The sequence below is a fragment of the Blautia sp. 1001283B150304_161114_C9 genome (assembly GCF_015668165.1).
Classification (GTDB): Bacteria; Bacillota; Clostridia; order Lachnospirales; family Lachnospiraceae; genus Blautia_A; species Blautia_A wexlerae.
On record NZ_JADPGO010000004.1, the window covers coordinates 58,894 to 77,876 of the forward strand.

Consider the following 18,983-nt stretch of genomic DNA (forward strand, 5'->3'; position numbering starts at 1 on the left):
TAGGCCAGCGTCTCAAGGCGCTGGCTTTCTCTTTAGGCTATGGGAATTCTGTTTTCACATTCTTCCCACAGCTCCGTTCAAGCCATATTGCTCTTGACTCGTCGCTACCCCTTAAGGGGCATTGTTACTACTTAGCATTAACCCTTAAAAGGGTCTTCATATTCTTTTACACTTAACTTATCCATTGCGATATCATGCTTTTCCTGTTCCTGGATATACTTTTTTATTGTTGCTTCATTTAATCCTACTGTGCTAACATAATATCCTTCTGCCCAGAAATGACGATTTCCAAACTTATATTTTAAGTTTGCGTGCTTGTCAAATATCATAAGTGCACTTTTACCTTTTAGATATCCCATAAATGAAGATACGCTTATCTTCGGTGGAATACTTACTAACATATGAATATGATCTGGCATCAGATGTCCTTCAATTATTTCAACACCTTTATAACTGCACAATTGTTTTATAATATCTCGGATGTCTGCTTTATATTGATTATAAATTACTTTTCGTCTATACTTTGGTGTGAAGACGATATGATATTTGCACATCCATTTTGTATGTGCGAGTGAATATTCTTTCTTCGCCATAAATTACCTTTCCTTTCTACAATATAGCCTGAACAACTTTATTGTACACGGAAAGGTAATTTTTTTGTATAACAATCGACGCGCACCCATAATAGGCTGACGGAGAAAAAATTATTATTTTTCATTGTTCTCTTGACGGGTAGCACACCACATAGCGGGTGGTTAATTGTTTCGTCCATCTACATTTTTCGGATCAACGAAAAACTCCAATGGACTCAACAGACTAAAGTCCATAACAGGAACAGCCAGCCCGAAAGAATTTACGGACTGGCTGTATCAGCAGAGTAATGTAATTGTGGAGCTGACGGATTATTAAAACTTAGCCTATCGTTCTAATGCGCTCTATAATTGAGTGCTGTTGCAAAGATTTCTTTTGATATACTGATACTACATGATAGACCATCACAACCGCAGCAAGGTATAAAAACACAAAAAGAACTGGGAAGTGATATTCAAAGTATGAAAGTCCGGGAATTTTTGATATTTGGGTACAAAGCAGCAATCCGATTGGTATGCCTAAAATGCAGCTTCCTATAAAACTTCCAACCAGATAGATGAAACTTTCCGACTGCTGTACTTTTCGCAACTGCAATTTTGTCATACCTGTAGCTTCCAGTAGTGCATAGTCGTGTCTTCTGGCAATTGCATTTGTAATGCTGGTATTCAGCATATTTATAAATGAAAACAGACTAATAAGCACCACCAAAACTGTAATGATGACTTTCGCATTATGGAAGTAATCTTCCAATGCCATAACATCATCAGCCAAAACAGACACATCAACTCTGTCGTCATCTATAAAAATTTCTTTGATTATCTCTGTTGCTACGTCTTTTCCGTTATCATCCAAACAAATATACCATGCAAGCGTACAATTCATTTCTGACAGTGATTTCATATTTTCACCACTTGTATAAATAACAAGCCCGGTATCGCTGTTTTCTACAAATCCGCTTACAACTAACGCCACTTCTTTTTGACCATATCCTGTATCTATGATATACGGCAGATAATCTCCAACTTGAAGCTGCATATTCAGTTTCTGATAATAAGGAGACTGTCTATTGATAGCAACAGGAATTGCTCCATTCTGTAATTCATGACTTGGTTGCATACCCTCAACAATTTCATTTTTAAATGTTTCTGGATTTACAGCATTTTCAATGGACAGTTCAAATTTTTCCCCCTCGGAATTTGTCAGAATGCCGTCCAGCATATACAATTCATAAACATCTTTTACACCTGAAATGTTATACAATTTTTGCTTTTGTTCTTCTGTAAATGGTGTAGATTTCATTAAATCATAGGTGGATTCTTCATCAGCCGTTGAATTTAGTAGTACAAATACATCACTATTTCCCTGATAAGGTTGTGACGCAAGTCTTTCGGGATTTATCGCATTCAATATTGAAAAAACACCGAACATTAAAATCCCACTCATAATGAGAGATAAAAATGTATAGGCAGCTTTCTTTCTATTGGCTCTACAATACATCCACCCGATTCTTATAGGCGTAAGTTTACGCTTTGCCCCAACACTTCTAAAATAGTTTGTTGCCTGTGTATGTTGTGCTTCTATTGGTGATGTAGATGCAGCCATTTTCGCTGGTGCTTGAAAAGCCAAAGCTGTGATAATCCAAATAAATATGCCGGAGATTACCGCACATACAATGCTTGGTATCCAGTAAAAATGAAGTGGTAAAACTATGTTTACCAGAAAACCGATGACTGTTCCCAATACAATGCAAGGTTTTGCTATTTTGTCACGTTCTTTCTTGACCACTGATTTAATTTGCTGGTATGTTGCGCCGATTGCCCGTAATTGTGCAAATTCATGTACTCGTTGCAGTACAGATACATAAAGAATATTTTTGACAGCCAGCCCTGCCGTACAAAGAAGTACAATAACAATTCCTAAAACAGTTCCTACTGCTTCAGTTGTATTATTTACATGGGCGATCTGCTGCGTACTAAGCGTTGCGTTGCACAAAAGAATACCAGAAAAGCTCAACAGAAATGCCGCAATCAAGATGATAACTCTGATTAGAAATGTCCTATTCTTTTCAGAGAATACACTCTTTTCAGCAATCCTTTTCTCTATTCTCTCTGTATCATTTTCAAAAGGATAATTCATAATTCCCACCTCCTTTAACCTACAATTTTGCCATCCTCAATCCGCACAATGCGGTCTGCGAGCTGGGCAATCTCGTTATTGTGAGTAATCATTACAATGGTCTGATTAAATTCTCCGCTGGTACGTTTCAAAAGCCCTAACACATCTGCACTGGTCTTGCTGTCGAGATTTCCAGTCGGTTCGTCAGCAAGGACAATCGCCGGCTTTGTAATTAAAGCTCGTGCAATCGCTACACGCTGCTGTTGACCGCCTGAAAGATTGTTTGGCATATTTTCCAGCTTATCTTCTAAAGCCAGCATATACACAACTTCGTCCATAAATTTCTTATCTACGGTATCACCATCCAATTCCACAGGCAGGACGATGTTTTCATATACATTCAAAATCGGAACCAGATTGTAGTTTTGGAAAATAAACCCTATGTTACGACGGCGGAAAATTGTCAATTCATCATCATTTTTTTTCGCAAGTTCTTCCCCCCGTACAATCACGCTGCCGGAAGTGGGGGTATCAAGTCCTCCCATCATGTGGAGTAACGTAGACTTGCCGCTGCCGGAAGTTCCAACTACGGCAACAAATTCTCCCTGTTCCACAGTAAAATTTACACCATCAAGGGCACGAGTGATGTTTGGTTCTGTGCCATAATACTTCTTTAAGTCGATTGTTTGTAAAATGCTCATATTCAAATGCTCCTTTCAAGGCTTTCTACCTGTTGATGAAGTCATTGTAAACCACAAATGTTACACAAATGTCCGAGGTAGGAAAAATTTTTATCGAAAATCGAGATGAAATGTTACAATGCTCGGACATTTCAAAAAAAGTGGCTGTATCTTACCTGACAGGAAGCATAATAGAAAATTCTGAACCGTGTCCCGGCTCTGAAACGACTTTGATATAGCCGCCCTGCCTTGTCACAATCTCACGGGCTAAATACAAACCTATCCCCACGCCCTGTTGCTCATGTACTTCTTCCTCCCGGTAGAAACGCCGAAAGATGGATGCCTGATTGCTTTCAGAAATGCCCTTTCCGGTGTCGGTAACTTTGACCTCTACATACATTTCCCACAGAACCACCGATACAGAAATCTTTCCTCCCGGCGGTGTGTACTTTACCGCATTGTCCAGCAGATTGAAAAGGGCTTCGCTTGTCCACTTGCTGTCATGGGAGATTATCAAATTTTCCGGGCAATCCACGGATACAGCAATTTCTTTTTTCTCTGCGGCATATACAATACTGCTCATAGCTTGTGCAAGCGTATGGAATAAGCTGCTGTCTTTCTTTTCTAATCGTATTGCTCCGGTTTCTAACCGGGATGTTTTAACCAGTGCTTGGAACAGAAAATCCAGTTTATCAGTCTGACTGCGTATGCCTTGCAAAAAGTCCATCCGTTCTTCTTCTGAAACAGGCTTTGTTAAAAGTGTATCCGTTACCATTTGCAAATTGCTGACAGGCGTTTTGACTTGATGCGAAATATCAGAAATCAGCATTTGAAGCTCCTGTCGTTCCATGTCTACCTTGTGCCGGTTTTCCTGCATAATCTCATACAACCGGATTAAGCGGTGGTTGATACGGGCAAAAAGAGTTTCACTATCATTTGACTTTTGTAATTCCTCGTTTCCATCAATCATGTTGTCCAGCGTCCGGCACAAATTAGAAGTAAAATGAGAAAGGCGTTTTCCAAAAAACAGCACCAATAGCCAAATCCAGAAAAATGCACAGAGTGTCAATGTTCCACCTGCTATGAAAATTCGTATATCCTGCATTATACCGCCGAGAATACCGGTAATTACCAGCATAGAGAAAACCATGCCAGCACTAATCAGTCTACAAATTTTCTTAGCAGAAAGGTTATTCAGTTTCATTTCTTTTCGCCTCCTGTCCATTGATAACCCATACCGTAAACCGTTTTGATATATGTGTCGCCATCCGCTTCAATCTTACTGCGAATGCGGCTGATAGAAGTAGTAAGGGTATGTTCATCTACATATTTTTCATCAACGTCCCACAGCCTTTCCAAAAGTTGTTGGCGGGTAAGTACCTGCTTCGGATTTTTAAGAAATAGGTTCAGCATTTTATATTCCATCACAGAAAGCGCTAATGGTTTCCCGTTCAAACTTGCAAATTGTTCCGAAAAATCCAGAAACAGGCTACCATCCTCGTAAATATCCTTAGCTGGTTTGTGATGTTCCAACATAGCGAACATGGCTTTGATCTTTCGCTACAAAGCACTAATCGAAAAAGGTTTCGTGATATAATCCACTGCACCAGCTTCATATCCTCGTATCTGATCGCTTTCCTGATCGTTGGCAGTTAGAAATATAACTACTGTATCAGGATGCTCTGGCTTGATAAGACGGCATAGGTCATAACCATTTCCGTCTGGTAAATTTATATCCAGCAATACCAAATCAAAAATGTTTGTTTTTAATGATTCAGCGGCTGTCCTTGCATTCAGAACAGAAGTTATTGTGTAACCGTCCAATTCCAAATTATAAGTAAGCGTTTTATTCAAAAGATTATCGTCTTCGACAATTAAAATCTGCTTCATATTGTCACTTCCTTTTCTTTTTGCAGATAGTATAACAGGCAAATGTCCGAGAATTGTTACAAGGACAAATATATTTTCCATTTTACAGCTTTTTTCTGTGTACTGCAATTTTATAAAAGAAAGGACAGCAGTGTCAAATTGCTGTCCTTACGGCTTATTATAGCTGGTAGTGTATAAGCGTGGGTTCATCATATTTGGTGTGGTATCTTTAACTATGGGAAACTCCTGTTTCCCATTTTGAAACAGCAGCTTTAGAAACACCTATATATGAGGCCAATTCGTCCTGTGTAATTCCTCGCTTATGGCGGTTTTCAATCAGAATGTGGCCGAGATTGATTTCTTTCATGTTCTTTACCTCCTAACAGTAGTATAAAAAAATGAGGCATGAAAAGCAATAGAGCTACTTTTAACTTCTTGTGAAAAAGTAAACCAGCAGGAAACCTCCTACTCATGTCCCCCCTTCGCTGCAGAAAGTTTTCTATAAGTGGCTGATTCAGCCTGCCCCTAACATTGCCTACATGGTATACGTGATACTATGTCAAGATTGACTATTCTATTTTCTTTGCTACCACCACCATTCTTCCATTCCTGGCAGAATATTCGCAAGTTACTAATGTCAGCAGATCATCCCCATACTCCGGAATAACATTGGTTTCATACAGGGACAATCTCTTACACTTCCTCACATATTCGTCAAACTTTTCATTCTTATCCGCATTCACAAATTCATAAAATGCAAATCCCTTTGTATCGTATACTGTAGTTTTAAACACTGCCGCAATCTCGTATTTTCCATTCTCCGTCAGCGTATCAAACTGGATCACCTTATGCTTCTCGTAAAAATCCTTATTTTCATAATCTGCCAGTGCTGCGAACATCGTGCCATTTTTCATATGATGACCATAAATAATAAGATTGTCACTCCTGGGCGAAAGCGTACAATTTTCTCCCACAAATGGTACACCATATGCACTGTATTCTTTATCAAAACCATGTTTCAAATAAAAATCCGGCTGATCCGGGGTAAACATGACCGGATAATTAACAGGTGTTCCCTCTATGGTAATCCAGCCTGCCATATCATTATTCTGTTCAAATAAAGCAGCATATTCCGTCAGTATCCCCTGTTCATTTTTTTCATTCGCCATCTGCCCATCACTTTCTTCTGTATTCAAAGCCTTTTCGTTCTCTACTAAATTTTCCAGATATTCAAATTCAGCACTGCTTTCTTCTGCTTCCTGCAGATAACGATAAACACTGCCTGCAGAGTACATCCAGACAGCAAGACACACTATTATTCCCAAAGCACGAAATCCATGTCTTATTTTCTTCATATGAGTTCCTCCTTATGTCCATTTTCAGTATCATTTTCATGGAAAAAGGCGGCAGAAAATGCCCTCACGCACTCTCTGCCGCCTATACCTCTATTCACTTAAATCACTTTTTCTCACTCATCCATGCTTCTTTCCGGTTTCTTCTCTGGTTCCCTCACTGGTTTGTCAGTCTGTGCCACACGTTCCTTATTCAATGCCAGCTTTTCCATGATAGACATTCCCTTTGTGTCCGTTTTTTCCTGCTTCTCCGGTTTTATATTATTGAGAACACCGTCAATCTGGTTATAATTTACCTCTTCCAGTTCTTCCACTTTTGTCAAAGGATTTTTCTCTCTCCGTTCCGCCAGATCATCTATACGATTTACAAACGCTTTCGCTGCTTTTACATCTTCTACAGGTTCCCCCTCATCAATGACCCCCTGCAGCCATTCTCTGATATATCCTGCATCTCCGCTTTGTAAATCACAATAAATCTGGCTCACATTTTCTTCTCTATCATCCACCGCATCCCAATATTCATAAGTATCATACTCTTCTGAAAATTTATCGATTTCCACAGCCAGCTCCCTGCAGTCTTTGTCATAATTTTCTGCTATTTTCTGGCTTTCCAAAGCTTTTGTTTCCCTATCCCATACTTCCATTTCCGGGAAACGGGCAATGGCATCCTTGATTGCCTGCTGTACCAGCGGACTATCCCGAAATTCCGGCACATGGTTGATCATATCCACATCAATCGCCTTACCACTTACCAGATCAAACTCACTGTCCATATAACGCTCAGTTCCTTCCGTATGCAGCGTAAATCCAATGCCTTTTACAGCACTCATTCTTTCTGATGGAATCGCTTCATACAAACGCACTGCTTCCTCAAAGGTAAGATTTTCATGGTATTCCCCAAGACTCGGAAATTCCATACACTCCGCCACATAAAATGTCAATGTCTGCACCGGATGTTCCGTAACCACCTCTGCTTTTGGCTGATCAGATGCTGTTTCCCGGAAACTTTTCACTTTTTCTTCCAGATATTGATTTGCTCTGGCTAAGTATTCCTCAATAGTTCCGGACTTCTCTGCTGTAATAGGATTGATGTCTACCATCATACCTCCAACGGATAAGCCATTCTCATGAAGCATATCAAAAAATACATCTTCCCTGATTTCACCCTGATATTCAATCACCACATCCACATCAGAATCTTCCCTTTGAATATCCGCAGTCCGGCTTCCATATACCCTTGCTGCAGTCACTTTCACATCATACCCGGCATCATCCACCATACTTTGTGCATAAGCCAATACCGTTTCCTCTATGTCTGCCCGGCTCATCTGGTTCAATGCTTTCTCTGGTTCCGTTTTATCAGAAACAGGCGGTACCTTTAATACTTCTTTCTTTGCTTCCCTCTGTGCCTGTTCCTGACGCACCAGATGGACGAATCCATCCAACACCGCCGGATGGCTGTCTACCAGAAAATCTATATTTCTATTTCTCTCCCAACTGTCCATATCCTCCGCTACCGGGATTGTCTTTGCCCATTCCTTGTTTTCCCGTGAAAAGCGTCCGTCCTGCTCTTTCAGACGGATGCTGCTGGAAAGAACGTAAACAACCCGCTCCATACCATATCCGTCAAGCACTTCCTCTGCCGCATCCGGCTGCAGATGCATCCCGTCAAAATTATCACGGATAGCCGCTTCTATGGCATTTTTGCAGGCAATGTTCTCGTTTCTGGATATTCGATACTGTTCCAGTTCCCCGTGTTCTCTGGCATACGCCGCTGAGTGGGCATACACCGAAAAGTATTCCTCAGATAGTTTCTGCGGCTCTATGCGGTTTGCTTCTTCCACACGCTCCATGAATGACTCATAGTTCAACACCTCCCCATCCTCATAGTCCAGGTTCTCATCTTCCAAAATTTCACTCATAGCTTCTTCTATGTTTAAATCCGTATTGTCATAAACTCCTCCGTCCAACTCCCGGTAATTCCGGCTGTAAAAGGTATAATCAAATCCTTCATCCGTATGCTGGATGGTAAAATACCGTCCGCCAATCGCATAAGCAATCTGTGTCTCATGCAGATCAATCGCAACATCAATCTGCTCTACTACGGATTGTATCTCCGGATTATCCCACCCTTCTACCTCCCGGTAATCGAAAATCATGCGGTCTATGCCGTTATAACAGTGGATAAAGTCAAGACTTCCCGGAAGCGGATTGCTGTTCTGGATACCAAAGGCTTTTCTCTTATCATTGGGCAGTGCAAAGTACGCCTGTAATGCTTCTTTTATGTCTGCATACTTCTTTATGTCCAGCGGCCCGGCTTTCTGCAAATCCTCTACTACATAATAGTGGTCAATATAGGAATGCTCTGCTTTCTGCTCTGTTCTATCCTGTTGCTGCTCTAAAAACTGCGATACTTCTTGAAATCCAAAACGATCTACATACTGAGCATGGTTCTCCCCATTCTGATGAATCAGTACAATATCACTGACTGACAGGGAATGTCCGGTAAAATCTTCCGGACGAAACAGGTTAAACTGCTCAAAAATATCATCCAGGGTCTGTCCTTTTTGAAGCGGTGCTGTATAAATCAGCTCGTAGTTTCCCTTTTCCACCTGCAGACCGGATTTTTCCAGTAAATCCAGACTGGCGAAACGATGGTAGTGCAGCTCTTCACCATCTTTTAACTGATAAATACCGAAACGGTCTGTCTCTCCGGTAAACAATTCTTTTTCTTTCTCATTTAAGAAAACAGGTGCCTCCAGTTCCTTTCTTGCATTTTCAATCACCTGCTCATGGACACGAAAATCCGGATGATGAAGCGTATCCCGAAGCTCCTGTGCCAGCTTATAGGTATCTTCCATATTTCCTGTTTTCTCCGCATACATGTGGAGTAGTTTCCATTCCGAATCATTCAATACAGGTTCCCCAAAGTCTATACGATTAATCAGGTTTTCTACCTGTTTTTCTATAGAAAGTTCTGTGCTTTCTACTACCTCTGTTCCATCTACATCAAACCAGAAATCATAAAAAGCCGGGTAATCATCTCCTTTTCCATTTGATGCCAATATCGACATCACCTCTGCGCCCTGATCTCTGAAATATTCTTCCACATCGAAATCTCCCAGCGCATCCTCATCCATTCCGGCAATGGTCTCCATCTGTTCTTTTACCCATTCCCGGCTCTGATCTGTTATTTTACATACCACATAATCCGTTTCAAACTGAGAGGAAAACATAACCACCACATCACTGTCTTTAATCGGTTCCTGCTCCATTGCTTCCATCTCCTGGTCAATTTTACGGAAGGCAGCCTCATTTTTCTCCATTTCTTCCTTAAGTCTGCGAAATTTCTCTCTGTTTTCATCCCATGCTTTCTGTAATTCTGCATATCTTCCCATATCTGCTCCTTTCCGGGTTATCCCTACAATGCCGCTTCCTGTTTCTTTGCCGTTTCCACCATCGGTGCTGTTTTCTGCTGTCCGGCCTGCTTTTCTTTCATAGACTGCAGTTTCTCCATGATGGAGGACTTCTCCTGCTTATCTGGCAGTTTTTCTACACCTGCTGCTTTTTTCCCATCCGCAATCTTCTCTACTCTCTGCTCCAGATTTTCTATTTTATGGATGTCCTTTTCAATCTTTCCTGCATTTTTCAGACAGAAATCCTGCATGGCGCGATAAGGACGTTTCATCTGATAGAAAAATCCTCCCTCTTTTGGCTGTGCTACCTCCTGTGCCTCTTTTCCGACTATCGCTCTCCCCACATTTTTAACATGAGTTGTAGCTGCCCTCAGTTCTCCGGCAACCTGATCAATCTTATCCATCGAACCCTGCATTTCTTTCGCACTCTGCAGTAATGACTCCCGCATCTGGGTAAGATTTTCCTTTACCCCTAAGAACTCACACACATGATTTAAGGCAGTCACACCCTGATCCTTAAAATTCTGAACAAGCTGTGCTGCCTTTTCATTCAGCCTGGTCTTCATACTATGTATCTGCTCCTGCAGGTGATTGGCCTGTTCCTGCAGATTCTGCATCAGGTCAGCCAAAGTATGGCGTACCTCTTTTGTCTGGGGTGTCTGCTGTACCTGTGCAAGCTGTGCCTTGACCGTATCCAGTTCCTCCAGAACGGAAAAGAAATTTTCCTCAATATCATTCATGTAATTCATCAGTAGGTGAACCGTCTGCCGGTTCTGCTCCAAATTCACATCCAGCAGGATTTTTAATAACTCCTCTACGTTTGGCATCTCTGTTTCTTTTTCTTCCGCTACTTCGATTTTTTCATTTTCCAATGGCATTTTTTAGTCCTCCTATAAGCTCGCTGCTTTTTCTCTGTTTTTGTTATTTCCTATTCCCATCTGGCTGCTCTGTTCTTTAAACTGTGCCAGTTTTTCCATAATAGAGGTACGAGCATCCGCTTTTCCGGATAAAGGTGCATCTGCCTCCTGCTCTTCCAGACTATCCTCTGCTCCTTTTTCATCCATATTTAAAAGAGCATTTAATTCTGATAACCGTTCCAGCTTTTCATTCAGCTCCGACTCCTGTGCAAAAGGTTTCTTTACCTCTTCTTTTGCATTTTCAAGCTGCTTTTTGGTATTACTCAACGCTTCTTTTTCCTTTTGCAGTTCCTTTTCCATCGCATCCAGTGCATTACCGATACGGGTCAGATTACCAAAGACATCGGTACCGATTTCTACGTTATGGCTCAATGCACCTTTTAAATTCACCGTGAACTTCTGATAAAAGCTGTCAAACGTAACACTCATTTTAAACCCCAGATACTCTCCGATTGGTGTTGCTACATTGGGTGTTTTTACCTGTCTGCAGAAAGAAATCAGGGCAGTTCCGGCTTCCTTTTTATCCGTATAGATACGTTCTCCAAGTTTCATCGCAAAGCTTTCCTTATCCGCAGGCTTCACCTCTTTGTAATGCGCCAGATCAATCTCATATGCAGCAATCATTTCTTTCGCCGCACTGATTTTCTTCGGATAATTCTTTGCGATATTGTCCTCCAGACGGTAAATCTGGCTGGTATGGTTCGCTTTTAAGAGCTTGAGTTTTGATACCTGAATGTCCAGATCCATCTTTTCTTTTATGTAGGGATTGCCCGTAGCCAGTGCCTTGACTTCTGCATAGGAAAGCGCCGCTTCATCCACATCCTCACAGGAACGTACCGGAGATTTACTGGTCATAATCTGCCCGATGAATTTCTGTTTATTCTCAATAAGCTGCCAGGAGTATGCATCAAATGTTCCCTCTGTGATATAGCGGAAAATGCGGACTTTCGGATTTTCATTTCCCTGACGTAAAATACGTCCTTCCTGCTGTTCAATATCAGTCGGTCATTTTTTGCGGACAGTTCATACATGCTATCCTTTTCTGTTCTCTGCTCCTGCGTTTGCTCTCGTTTGATTTCTCCCTCCGTATCTTCTTGGCACAAGCAGGACAATACCTTGATGCACCAGAGCCCGGGACATATTCAACGCCGCACACCGTACAATTTTTAGCGGGCATTGCTGCCCACCGTTTTGTAGGTATGATATGTAATTCATCGACAAAGCCGATGAATTTATAGTAAATCTTGATTTCCTGCTTCACTGTTCCGTCTGCCATCTTCTCACGCTCCGAAACAAGTATCTTGTCTATGAGTGCGTTTATAACTGTTGCATCCAGTTCTTTTAAGCCTTGATAATTTCGGATAAGGGCGAGGAAGTCACGGATTCCCCGTGATTTCTCGTAGCTTTCATTAAGAGTTTCCGTCACCTCTTTCAGCCTTGCTTCAATTTCAAGCTGCTCTTTCTGGTATTTCCCCGACATCATCTCAAAATTCCGCTCGGTAATACGCTCCATGACCTTATCCTCGTAGAGAGAGGAAAACAGCCTGTCCAGTTCCGCAAGGCGTTTGTTCAGCTTCTTACGTTCTTTCTCTAATGCTTTCGCCCTGCTCTGGTCTGTTTCCGTGAGCCGCTTTTCTATGGCCCTGACCGCCTTTTCATCATTCACTGCCATATCCGCAAAACAGTTGATGTCGGCAAGAACGGCATTGAATAAATCCCTTGCTTCTATATTGTGGGCACTACACTCGCTTCTTCCGTTTCTTGCATAATTATTACATGAATACTGTACACAGTCGATAATCTCTGGGCGTTTCCTCCTGTGTACGTTCATTGCCCGCAGAGCACATCCGCAGTCCACACACTTGATAACGCCTGCAAAAATATTTACAAATCCTCCCTTGTTCTGTGGAAGCCTACGACTTGTAATAAGCTGTTGGACAATATCAAATTCCTCCTGCGTGACTATTCCCTCATGGGTATTGGGTATCACTTCCCATTCTTCGGGCAGCTTAGAGGGGCGTTTCTTGCTTTTCATATTGGCGGCAATCCGTTTGTAGCCTACAAGATTTCCCGCATATATCGGGCTTCTTAAAATGCTCCTCACGCTGTTCCCACTCCAAATATAGCGTTTGTCCTCGTTCCCCTCAAAATGACGTTCAAAGCCTGTTTCGCCACGCTCCGCCGCATAAGCGGCAGGGCGTAGGATATGCTGTTTATTAAGATGTCTGCAAATTTTGGCAACTCCATTCCCTTTTAATGCAAGGTCGAATATCTCTTTTACAACATGTGCCACTTTATCATCTATCAGCAGATGGTTGTGGTCGGCAGGGTCTTTGATATAGCCATAAGGGGCGGTAGTTCCCATGAATTTCCCCTGTTGAAACCTCGCCCGATATGCCGATTTTATCTTAACAGATATGTCAGCGGCATACATTTCGTTTAAAATGTTGCGGAAAGGCGTGATGTCCATAGCAGATTTATTCAAGGTATCTACGCCGTCATTGACCGCTATATACCTCACGTTATGCTCTGGGAAGAAAACTTCCAGATATAACCCACAATCAAGATAGTTTCTCCCCAGACGGGATAAATCTTTCGTAATCACGCAGTTTATCAGACCGCTTTCAATGTCTTTTATCATATTCTGGAAACTTGGTCTTTGGAAATTTGTACCAGAATAACCATCGTCCACATACGTTTTTGCTATGTGCCATCCCTGCTTTTTCACATAATCCGTGAGGATGGATTTCTGTGTCGCAATGCTCGCACTCTCGTTATCCGTACCATCGTCTTTAGATAAGCGGCAATAAATGCCGACTAAATAGATTTTCTTTTCTTCTTTGATTCCTGCCATACTGTAAAACCTCCGTATCTGTCCTATCTGTTTTCATGTCCCATTGCGTACATTCTAAGCGGACAGCCCCTCATTGTCGAAGGTGTCGCCCTCGGCAATCTTCTTCCGAATATCCTCGGAGATAATCGGGACAAACGCTTCTGTAACGGTCTGTGTGCCGACATATTCACGGCTGATTATCATCTGCACTGGTGCTTTTGGCACGATACGCTTTCTCTTTTTATCTGCTTTCTTATCCTCGCCCATACTTAAATCTTCCTTTCCAGACAGGGCAGGGAAGAGTTTGGAAATGTCCCCGCCCTGCCAATCAGATACCATTAATCCTCGCTGTTTAATTCTTTCTGTAATGCTTTAAGGAGTGCCGCCGCTTCATCAGCGTTCAGCGTGATTCCCTTGCCGCACTTTTCACGGTTCGGGGAAAAGCTGCGGATGTCATACTTCGGCTCTTTCCCATTCCATGAAATGAGATTGATTTCCTTTGTGTAGCCACTGTCGCCCGTAGACAATACTGCGATTTCCTTTACGATTTCATACTGGATTTCTCTCATTCTCCATACCTCAACTCTCTGTATTTACTTCCCGAAAAAAGAAGATTAGCGGCTGTCACGGTTGCGTTTCCTCTGCAACTCACGCTCCAAAAGTTTGATGATGGTTTCCTCCATCTGCTTCGGCGTTGTGTTCTTCGGAAAGTATTTTTTCAGCTTGCTTGTGTTGATTTTCAAGGTTTCTTTCTGGTTGCCCTTTTCCTCCGTCATAATCGCAAATATCGTATCCATGTCAAGCCGCCCGCTCTGGCTTAACTGTTTCATCCGCTGTGCCTGTGAGAGTGAGGGCGTTGCTTCTTCGCTCTCCATCGTGGCAAAGAGGTTTTCCTGCTCGTCTTTCTTCAAGAAGGACAGTTCCACCGCAGGCGTGAGGGCGATTTTCCCCTCGTCCACCATCTGCAAAATCGGCGGTATCAGTTCCGTCAGGCGGATAAAACGCTGCACGGTCATCCTGCCCACGCCGAAGCCCTGTGCCACCTTGTCGTCCGTCCGCAACTTCGTCACAACTTGTGACGAGGTTAAGTCTGTGCGGAAACCCTGCCGCTTCATGGCTTCGGATTTCATCTTGTAAGCAAACGCCCGCTCCGATGGCAGGATATTCTCACGCTGCAAATTGCTGTCTACAAGGGTGATGATGGCTCGGTCACGGTCTAAGGGCAGGACAAACGCAGGCACGGTATTTATCCCTGCAAGTTCAGAAGCACGGACACGCCGCTGTCCTGCAATCACTTCATAACCGTCCCCGTCCTCTTTCGGGCGTGTGATTATCGGCGTGACAATGCCAAATTCCTTGATGCTTTCCGCTAACTCTGACAGTGTTTCATCTTCTGCCACATGAAACGGATTGTCGGGGAACGGGTACAAGTCTTTGGTCTTTAACACCTTAAAATCCTGTTTCTTCATTCACATATCTACCTTTCTTTCGCTCTGCTTCTATGATTTTTCTGCAATTCTTCCAACACTTCGGGCGGTATTTTTGACAGCAGCCGCCCCATCTGCTCGTTGGTTCTCTGCAATTCAAATATCTTCTGATTCGCTTTCTGCACCTTTAGTTCCTGCTCGTACTTTTCATCACGCATACGCCCCGCATAGTCTGATTCCTGCCCAATTCTCTCTTTCAAACTGTCGATATACGCCTGCTGTTTCCCGATTTCCTTAGAGAATTTCTCCACGTCTGGCAGCCATGCAGAGAGTAAATCTAACGCTTTATCCCTTTTCTTCCCTGCGTTAAAGGCGTTGATGTCGGATAGGGCAGACACGATTTCTTCATACTGTTTATCAAGCCTGCCGCCTAATTTATAGAGCCATGTGGGGACGTGTTTCCGCTTGGTTTCCATTGAGGACTGCCCCCGTTCAAGCTGATTCCACCGTGAGGACATCCGCTCATGGTAGGCGGTCTGCCACTCGGATAATGATTTCTGGTTGCCTAAGATAGCTTTCGCTGACAGCTTATTGTCTGGCGTAATCGGCACAAAGCAGAGGTGCATATGGGGCGTTCTCTCGTCCATATGGACGACAGCGGAGAGGATATTCTGCTTTCCAACACGCTCCGAAATGAAGTCAAGAGCCGTCTGGAAATACGCTTTTTGTTCTTCGGGCGGTAACTGGTTCATAAATTCTGGTGAAGCTGTGATGAGCGTTTCCACCATCATCACGCTGTCTTTCCTTGTCCTGCACCCCGCTTCGGCTACCATGCGGTTAATCTCTTTCTTGTAGGTGTACTTTGGTGGTGCTATGAGATGGTAATTGTTTTTAGAGCGTTCCATATCTATATCTGGGTTGCTTTTGTAGGCTTCTTTCTTCCGCTCGTTGTGGCGTTCACAAGCCGCAACGCCGCCCGCTTTTCGTTTCTGGAAACGCAGGATTGCATAAGGCATAGGCGGATTCCTCCTTTCTTTCGGCGGGTGACCGTCCTTTGGGGTGACAGCGGTGACGGTGGTGACAGCAGTTTTGGGATACCCCCTGCCGACTGCCGCAACTGTCACCCTCACCCCCTGCATGACGGTCATGTCGATGATGACGGTGTTTTTGGGATACCCCCCCTCGCAAGAGCCGTCACCGTCATGCCGCCATTCTTTTATCCGAAGCCGTAAGGCGTAGGATAGCAGGGCACAGCCCTGCCTTAAGGGAGTCCAGAGGGAACGTCTGGCACACGACTTTGCAGGGCAAAGTGTAGTGTGTTACACCCTGTAAACGCAGTCGGAAAAATCGGAATGATTTTTCTGACCGCAGGGGTGGTTTTACACGACCGAAAAGGGCGAGTAAATCTCACGCCTGCATTTTGCGTTTACGGGGTGTTCTCCCGTAGGGATGACAGCGGCAGGGTATCCTAAAATCACTGTCACCACCGTCACTGCTGTCACCCGCAGGGCAGAGCCGCCAGCTTTACATGGCTTTAAGCGTCAATGACAGTAACAGGGGGGGGTATCCTAATATCGCTGTCACCACCATCACCGCTGTCACCCGCCCTCCTTGCAAGGGCAATCCGCCTGCCGTCTTTCCTGCGGCTGTACTGGTAGCAGATACGGTTCTCGCTTAAAAATGTGGTGCGGTATTCATTCAGCCATTTCGTAATCACCGTGGGTATGGTTTCCGTTTCCCCCATAGCGGCTAACAGTTCCGTTGCCGTGCCTATCCATTCTTCCTTATCCCTCATAAAATCCACCAACCGAAAAAGGACATCTGGTATCGTTTCTTTCGCAAGCTGCTCCTGCGTTTTCCGCTCCACAAGCTCCCAACGGCAATCACGGAAACGCAGCGTGTATTCCTGATAAGGCGTGTCCCTGCCCGTCACATACAGCTTGGCGGTGTCAGACGCACGTTTCTCCTTTTCCAGAACAAAGGTAGCGTCCGCACTCCCCGTTAATCCTGTCGTCCCAGACACCTTGTTGAACACGTCGCTGTCATTCTGCTTTCGGATGTGGTGTACGACAATGACCGCCAGAGAGTGCCTGTCGGCAAAGTCTTTGATGAGGGAGATGTCCCCATAGTCGCTTGCATAGGCATTGTCTTTTGAAGCTGTACGGACTTTCTGCAAGGTATCAATGACAATGAGCCTGCTGTCTGGGTAATCTTTCAGATAATCTTCAAGCTGCACGATAAGACCGTCTGACAGCTTGCAGCTTGCCACGGCAAAGTGGAGCCGCCCGCTTGCTTCGTCCGTCAAACGAAATAACCTGTCCTGTATGCGGCAGAACGTGTCCTCAAGGCAGAGGTAAAGCACATCGCCCTCCATTGTCGGCATATCCCATAAAGGGATTCCCTGCGACACGCATAAGCATAGCTTCAGCATGAGCCAGCTTTTGCCTATCTTCTGTGAGCCGCAGAACAGCGATAAGCCTGTCGGGATAAGGCTGTCCACCACAAAGGATGGTTTCTCAAGCGGTTCATAAAGGAGCGTTTCGGCGTTGACTGTCTGTAACTTCTGCATGGCTTTCCTCCTTTCGGGCGGTGTCTTTGTTTTCGTTGCACATAGGCGTTGACCTCCTTAAAAATAGATTTACTCCCACGGAAAAAAGTGAGAGTATGTAATGCCGCCAATCCCACACAAATAAAAAACAGATTTCTTTTTCGGGCGGTGTCGGTCACGGTTGGAGATATTTCTTCAATTTCCGCCTTTACTTTCTCCTTTGCAATCGCAACAGATTTCTGTATTGCCGAAGCGGTGCAATGCTCCATAGCGGCGATTTGGTAAAAATTGAACTCATACTCGTAGTAGAGCAGGAAACGCCGCCTTTGTATCTCTGGAAGGCTCCCAACCGCCTTATAGAGCGTTTCATTCCGTTCTTCCTCAACCATGCGTTCATCAAGGCTCTTAGGCACACGCAACGCCCGTCTGTAAAGGGTTTCGTCCCATACCTCGTTAAACTCCCTGTGCCGCTCGTCCCATTAGAAAAGATTCCTGTTCCTGCGCTCCATCTGCCGAAACTCCATAAAGAACTGTTCCGACACTTCCAACTCGTGGGATTTGCCCTGCCCGTCCTTAAAGCTGATAAAATACCTTGTGCCGCTTTCCGTGGATTCCTCCCGAAGCGTGTATGCCTTAACCCTGTATGCCATCCTGTTGTCCTCCTGCAAAAAATGAGTGAGGGGATTTCCATCCCTCACCCAGTAGCCCGCAGGATGGCAGGCTGTTTTAGAAGCTATAAAATTTTCCGCAGCTTCTTCCGCAGATGGTCTAACCTCGCATAGATGGCACCAGTCGTCAAATGCACAAGCGGGGCAATCTCCTTTGTGGAATACCCCTGCATTTTCAGCAGGACGATTTTCAAGGTACGCCCGTCCACCGTGACTAATACTTGATAGAGATTTTCGCTCTCAATCTCTTCCAGTAACTCCGCAACCGTACCCACTTCCGCCTGCCGCTCCCTGCCTGCCATGTCCTCAAGATATTCCGCAACGTCATTCGTCCATCGGTAAAACCGCCTGTTGGAATTGAAGTCTGCCCTGTCCGCCATGCGTATCTGCTCAATGGTCGCTTCATCAACGCCGCACTCACGCAGCAGCTTTTCCTCCGCTTCTTTCCAGATACGCCATTTCCTGTCCTCCCGTCCGTGGTTGTATGCCATTCTTACTTCCTCCAATCAGAATTGATTGAGAGGGCAGAGAAAAGCCCCCTCATCTTCCCAAAGGAAAAAACAAGGG

At 44.0% G+C, this 18,983-nt stretch carries 16 protein-coding genes and 2 pseudogenes; all 18 read right to left on the reverse strand.

The features are described 5' to 3' along the window. Window positions 1-137 precede the first annotated feature (137 nt). The gene (tnpA, locus tag I4V44_RS03180) at window positions 138-593 is read right to left on the reverse strand and encodes an IS200/IS605 family transposase (protein WP_016438399.1); all 456 of its coding nucleotides are present in this window, start codon (window positions 591-593) and stop codon (window positions 138-140) included. A 319-nt stretch (window positions 594-912) separates the two neighbouring features. Further along, entirely contained in the window at window positions 913-2,727 is a 1,815-nt protein-coding gene (locus I4V44_RS03185; protein ID WP_118004623.1) for an ABC transporter permease, read from the reverse strand. A 14-nt stretch (window positions 2,728-2,741) separates the two neighbouring features. Next, complete coding sequence (locus I4V44_RS03190; RefSeq protein ID WP_117825499.1) at window positions 2,742-3,407, reverse strand: ABC transporter ATP-binding protein; 666 nt, start codon at window positions 3,405-3,407, stop codon at window positions 2,742-2,744. A gap of 151 nt (window positions 3,408-3,558) precedes the next feature. Further along, window positions 3,559-4,590: a sensor histidine kinase gene (locus I4V44_RS03195; protein ID WP_118004665.1), complete on the reverse strand. Its 1,032-nt coding sequence runs from the start codon at window positions 4,588-4,590 to the stop codon at window positions 3,559-3,561. Beyond that, window positions 4,587-5,276: pseudogene (locus I4V44_RS03200) on the reverse strand (response regulator transcription factor). Before I4V44_RS03200 ends, I4V44_RS03195 begins: the two are co-directional and overlap by 4 nt. 208 nt (window positions 5,277-5,484) lie before the next feature. Next, entirely contained in the window at window positions 5,485-5,622 is a 138-nt protein-coding gene (locus I4V44_RS03205) for a helix-turn-helix domain-containing protein (protein ID WP_330610575.1), read from the reverse strand. A 202-nt stretch (window positions 5,623-5,824) separates the two neighbouring features. Further along, window positions 5,825-6,610 carry a class B sortase gene (locus tag I4V44_RS03210; RefSeq protein WP_196002320.1) on the reverse strand — a complete coding sequence of 262 codons (786 nt, stop codon included), beginning with the start codon at window positions 6,608-6,610 and terminating at the stop codon, window positions 5,825-5,827. 113 nt (window positions 6,611-6,723) lie between these two features. After that, window positions 6,724-10,005 carry a DUF3849 domain-containing protein gene (locus I4V44_RS03215; protein WP_196002321.1) on the reverse strand — a complete coding sequence of 1,094 codons (3,282 nt, stop codon included), beginning with the start codon at window positions 10,003-10,005 and terminating at the stop codon, window positions 6,724-6,726. A 23-nt stretch (window positions 10,006-10,028) separates the two neighbouring features. Next, a complete protein-coding gene (locus I4V44_RS03220) occupies window positions 10,029-10,901 on the reverse strand; it encodes a DUF6674 family protein (RefSeq protein ID WP_196002322.1) in 873 nt (290 codons plus the stop codon). Between the two features lie 12 nt (window positions 10,902-10,913). Continuing rightward, entirely contained in the window at window positions 10,914-11,795 is an 882-nt protein-coding gene (locus I4V44_RS03225; protein ID WP_330610577.1) for a hypothetical protein, read from the reverse strand. A 142-nt stretch (window positions 11,796-11,937) separates the two neighbouring features. Next, window positions 11,938-13,794 carry a recombinase family protein gene (locus I4V44_RS03230; RefSeq protein ID WP_001820670.1) on the reverse strand — a complete coding sequence of 619 codons (1,857 nt, stop codon included), beginning with the start codon at window positions 13,792-13,794 and terminating at the stop codon, window positions 11,938-11,940. A gap of 54 nt (window positions 13,795-13,848) precedes the next feature. Further along, complete coding sequence (locus I4V44_RS03235) at window positions 13,849-14,040, reverse strand: hypothetical protein (protein WP_001820669.1); 192 nt, start codon at window positions 14,038-14,040, stop codon at window positions 13,849-13,851. 71 nt (window positions 14,041-14,111) lie between these two features. After that, a complete protein-coding gene (locus tag I4V44_RS03240) occupies window positions 14,112-14,342 on the reverse strand; it encodes a YdbC family protein (protein WP_001206986.1) in 231 nt (76 codons plus the stop codon). Window positions 14,343-14,387: 45 nt separating this feature from the next. Further along, on the reverse strand, window positions 14,388-15,242 hold the full coding sequence (locus I4V44_RS03245; protein ID WP_000743700.1) for a ParB/RepB/Spo0J family partition protein: 855 nt from the start codon (window positions 15,240-15,242) through the stop codon (window positions 14,388-14,390). 8 nt (window positions 15,243-15,250) lie between these two features. Then, the gene (gene mobV, locus I4V44_RS03250; RefSeq protein ID WP_001820668.1) at window positions 15,251-16,216 is read right to left on the reverse strand and encodes a MobV family relaxase; all 966 of its coding nucleotides are present in this window, start codon (window positions 16,214-16,216) and stop codon (window positions 15,251-15,253) included. A gap of 518 nt (window positions 16,217-16,734) precedes the next feature. Then, the gene (locus I4V44_RS03255) at window positions 16,735-17,769 is read right to left on the reverse strand and encodes an AAA family ATPase (protein ID WP_118758781.1); all 1,035 of its coding nucleotides are present in this window, start codon (window positions 17,767-17,769) and stop codon (window positions 16,735-16,737) included. Between the two features lie 154 nt (window positions 17,770-17,923). Further along, window positions 17,924-18,398, reverse strand: a pseudogene (locus I4V44_RS03260) (RNA polymerase sigma factor). Window positions 18,399-18,481: 83 nt separating this feature from the next. Further along, window positions 18,482-18,907, reverse strand: a complete 426-nt coding sequence (locus I4V44_RS03265) for a sigma-70 family RNA polymerase sigma factor (RefSeq protein WP_000323895.1) — start codon at window positions 18,905-18,907, stop codon at window positions 18,482-18,484. Window positions 18,908-18,983: the final 76 nt, after the last annotated feature.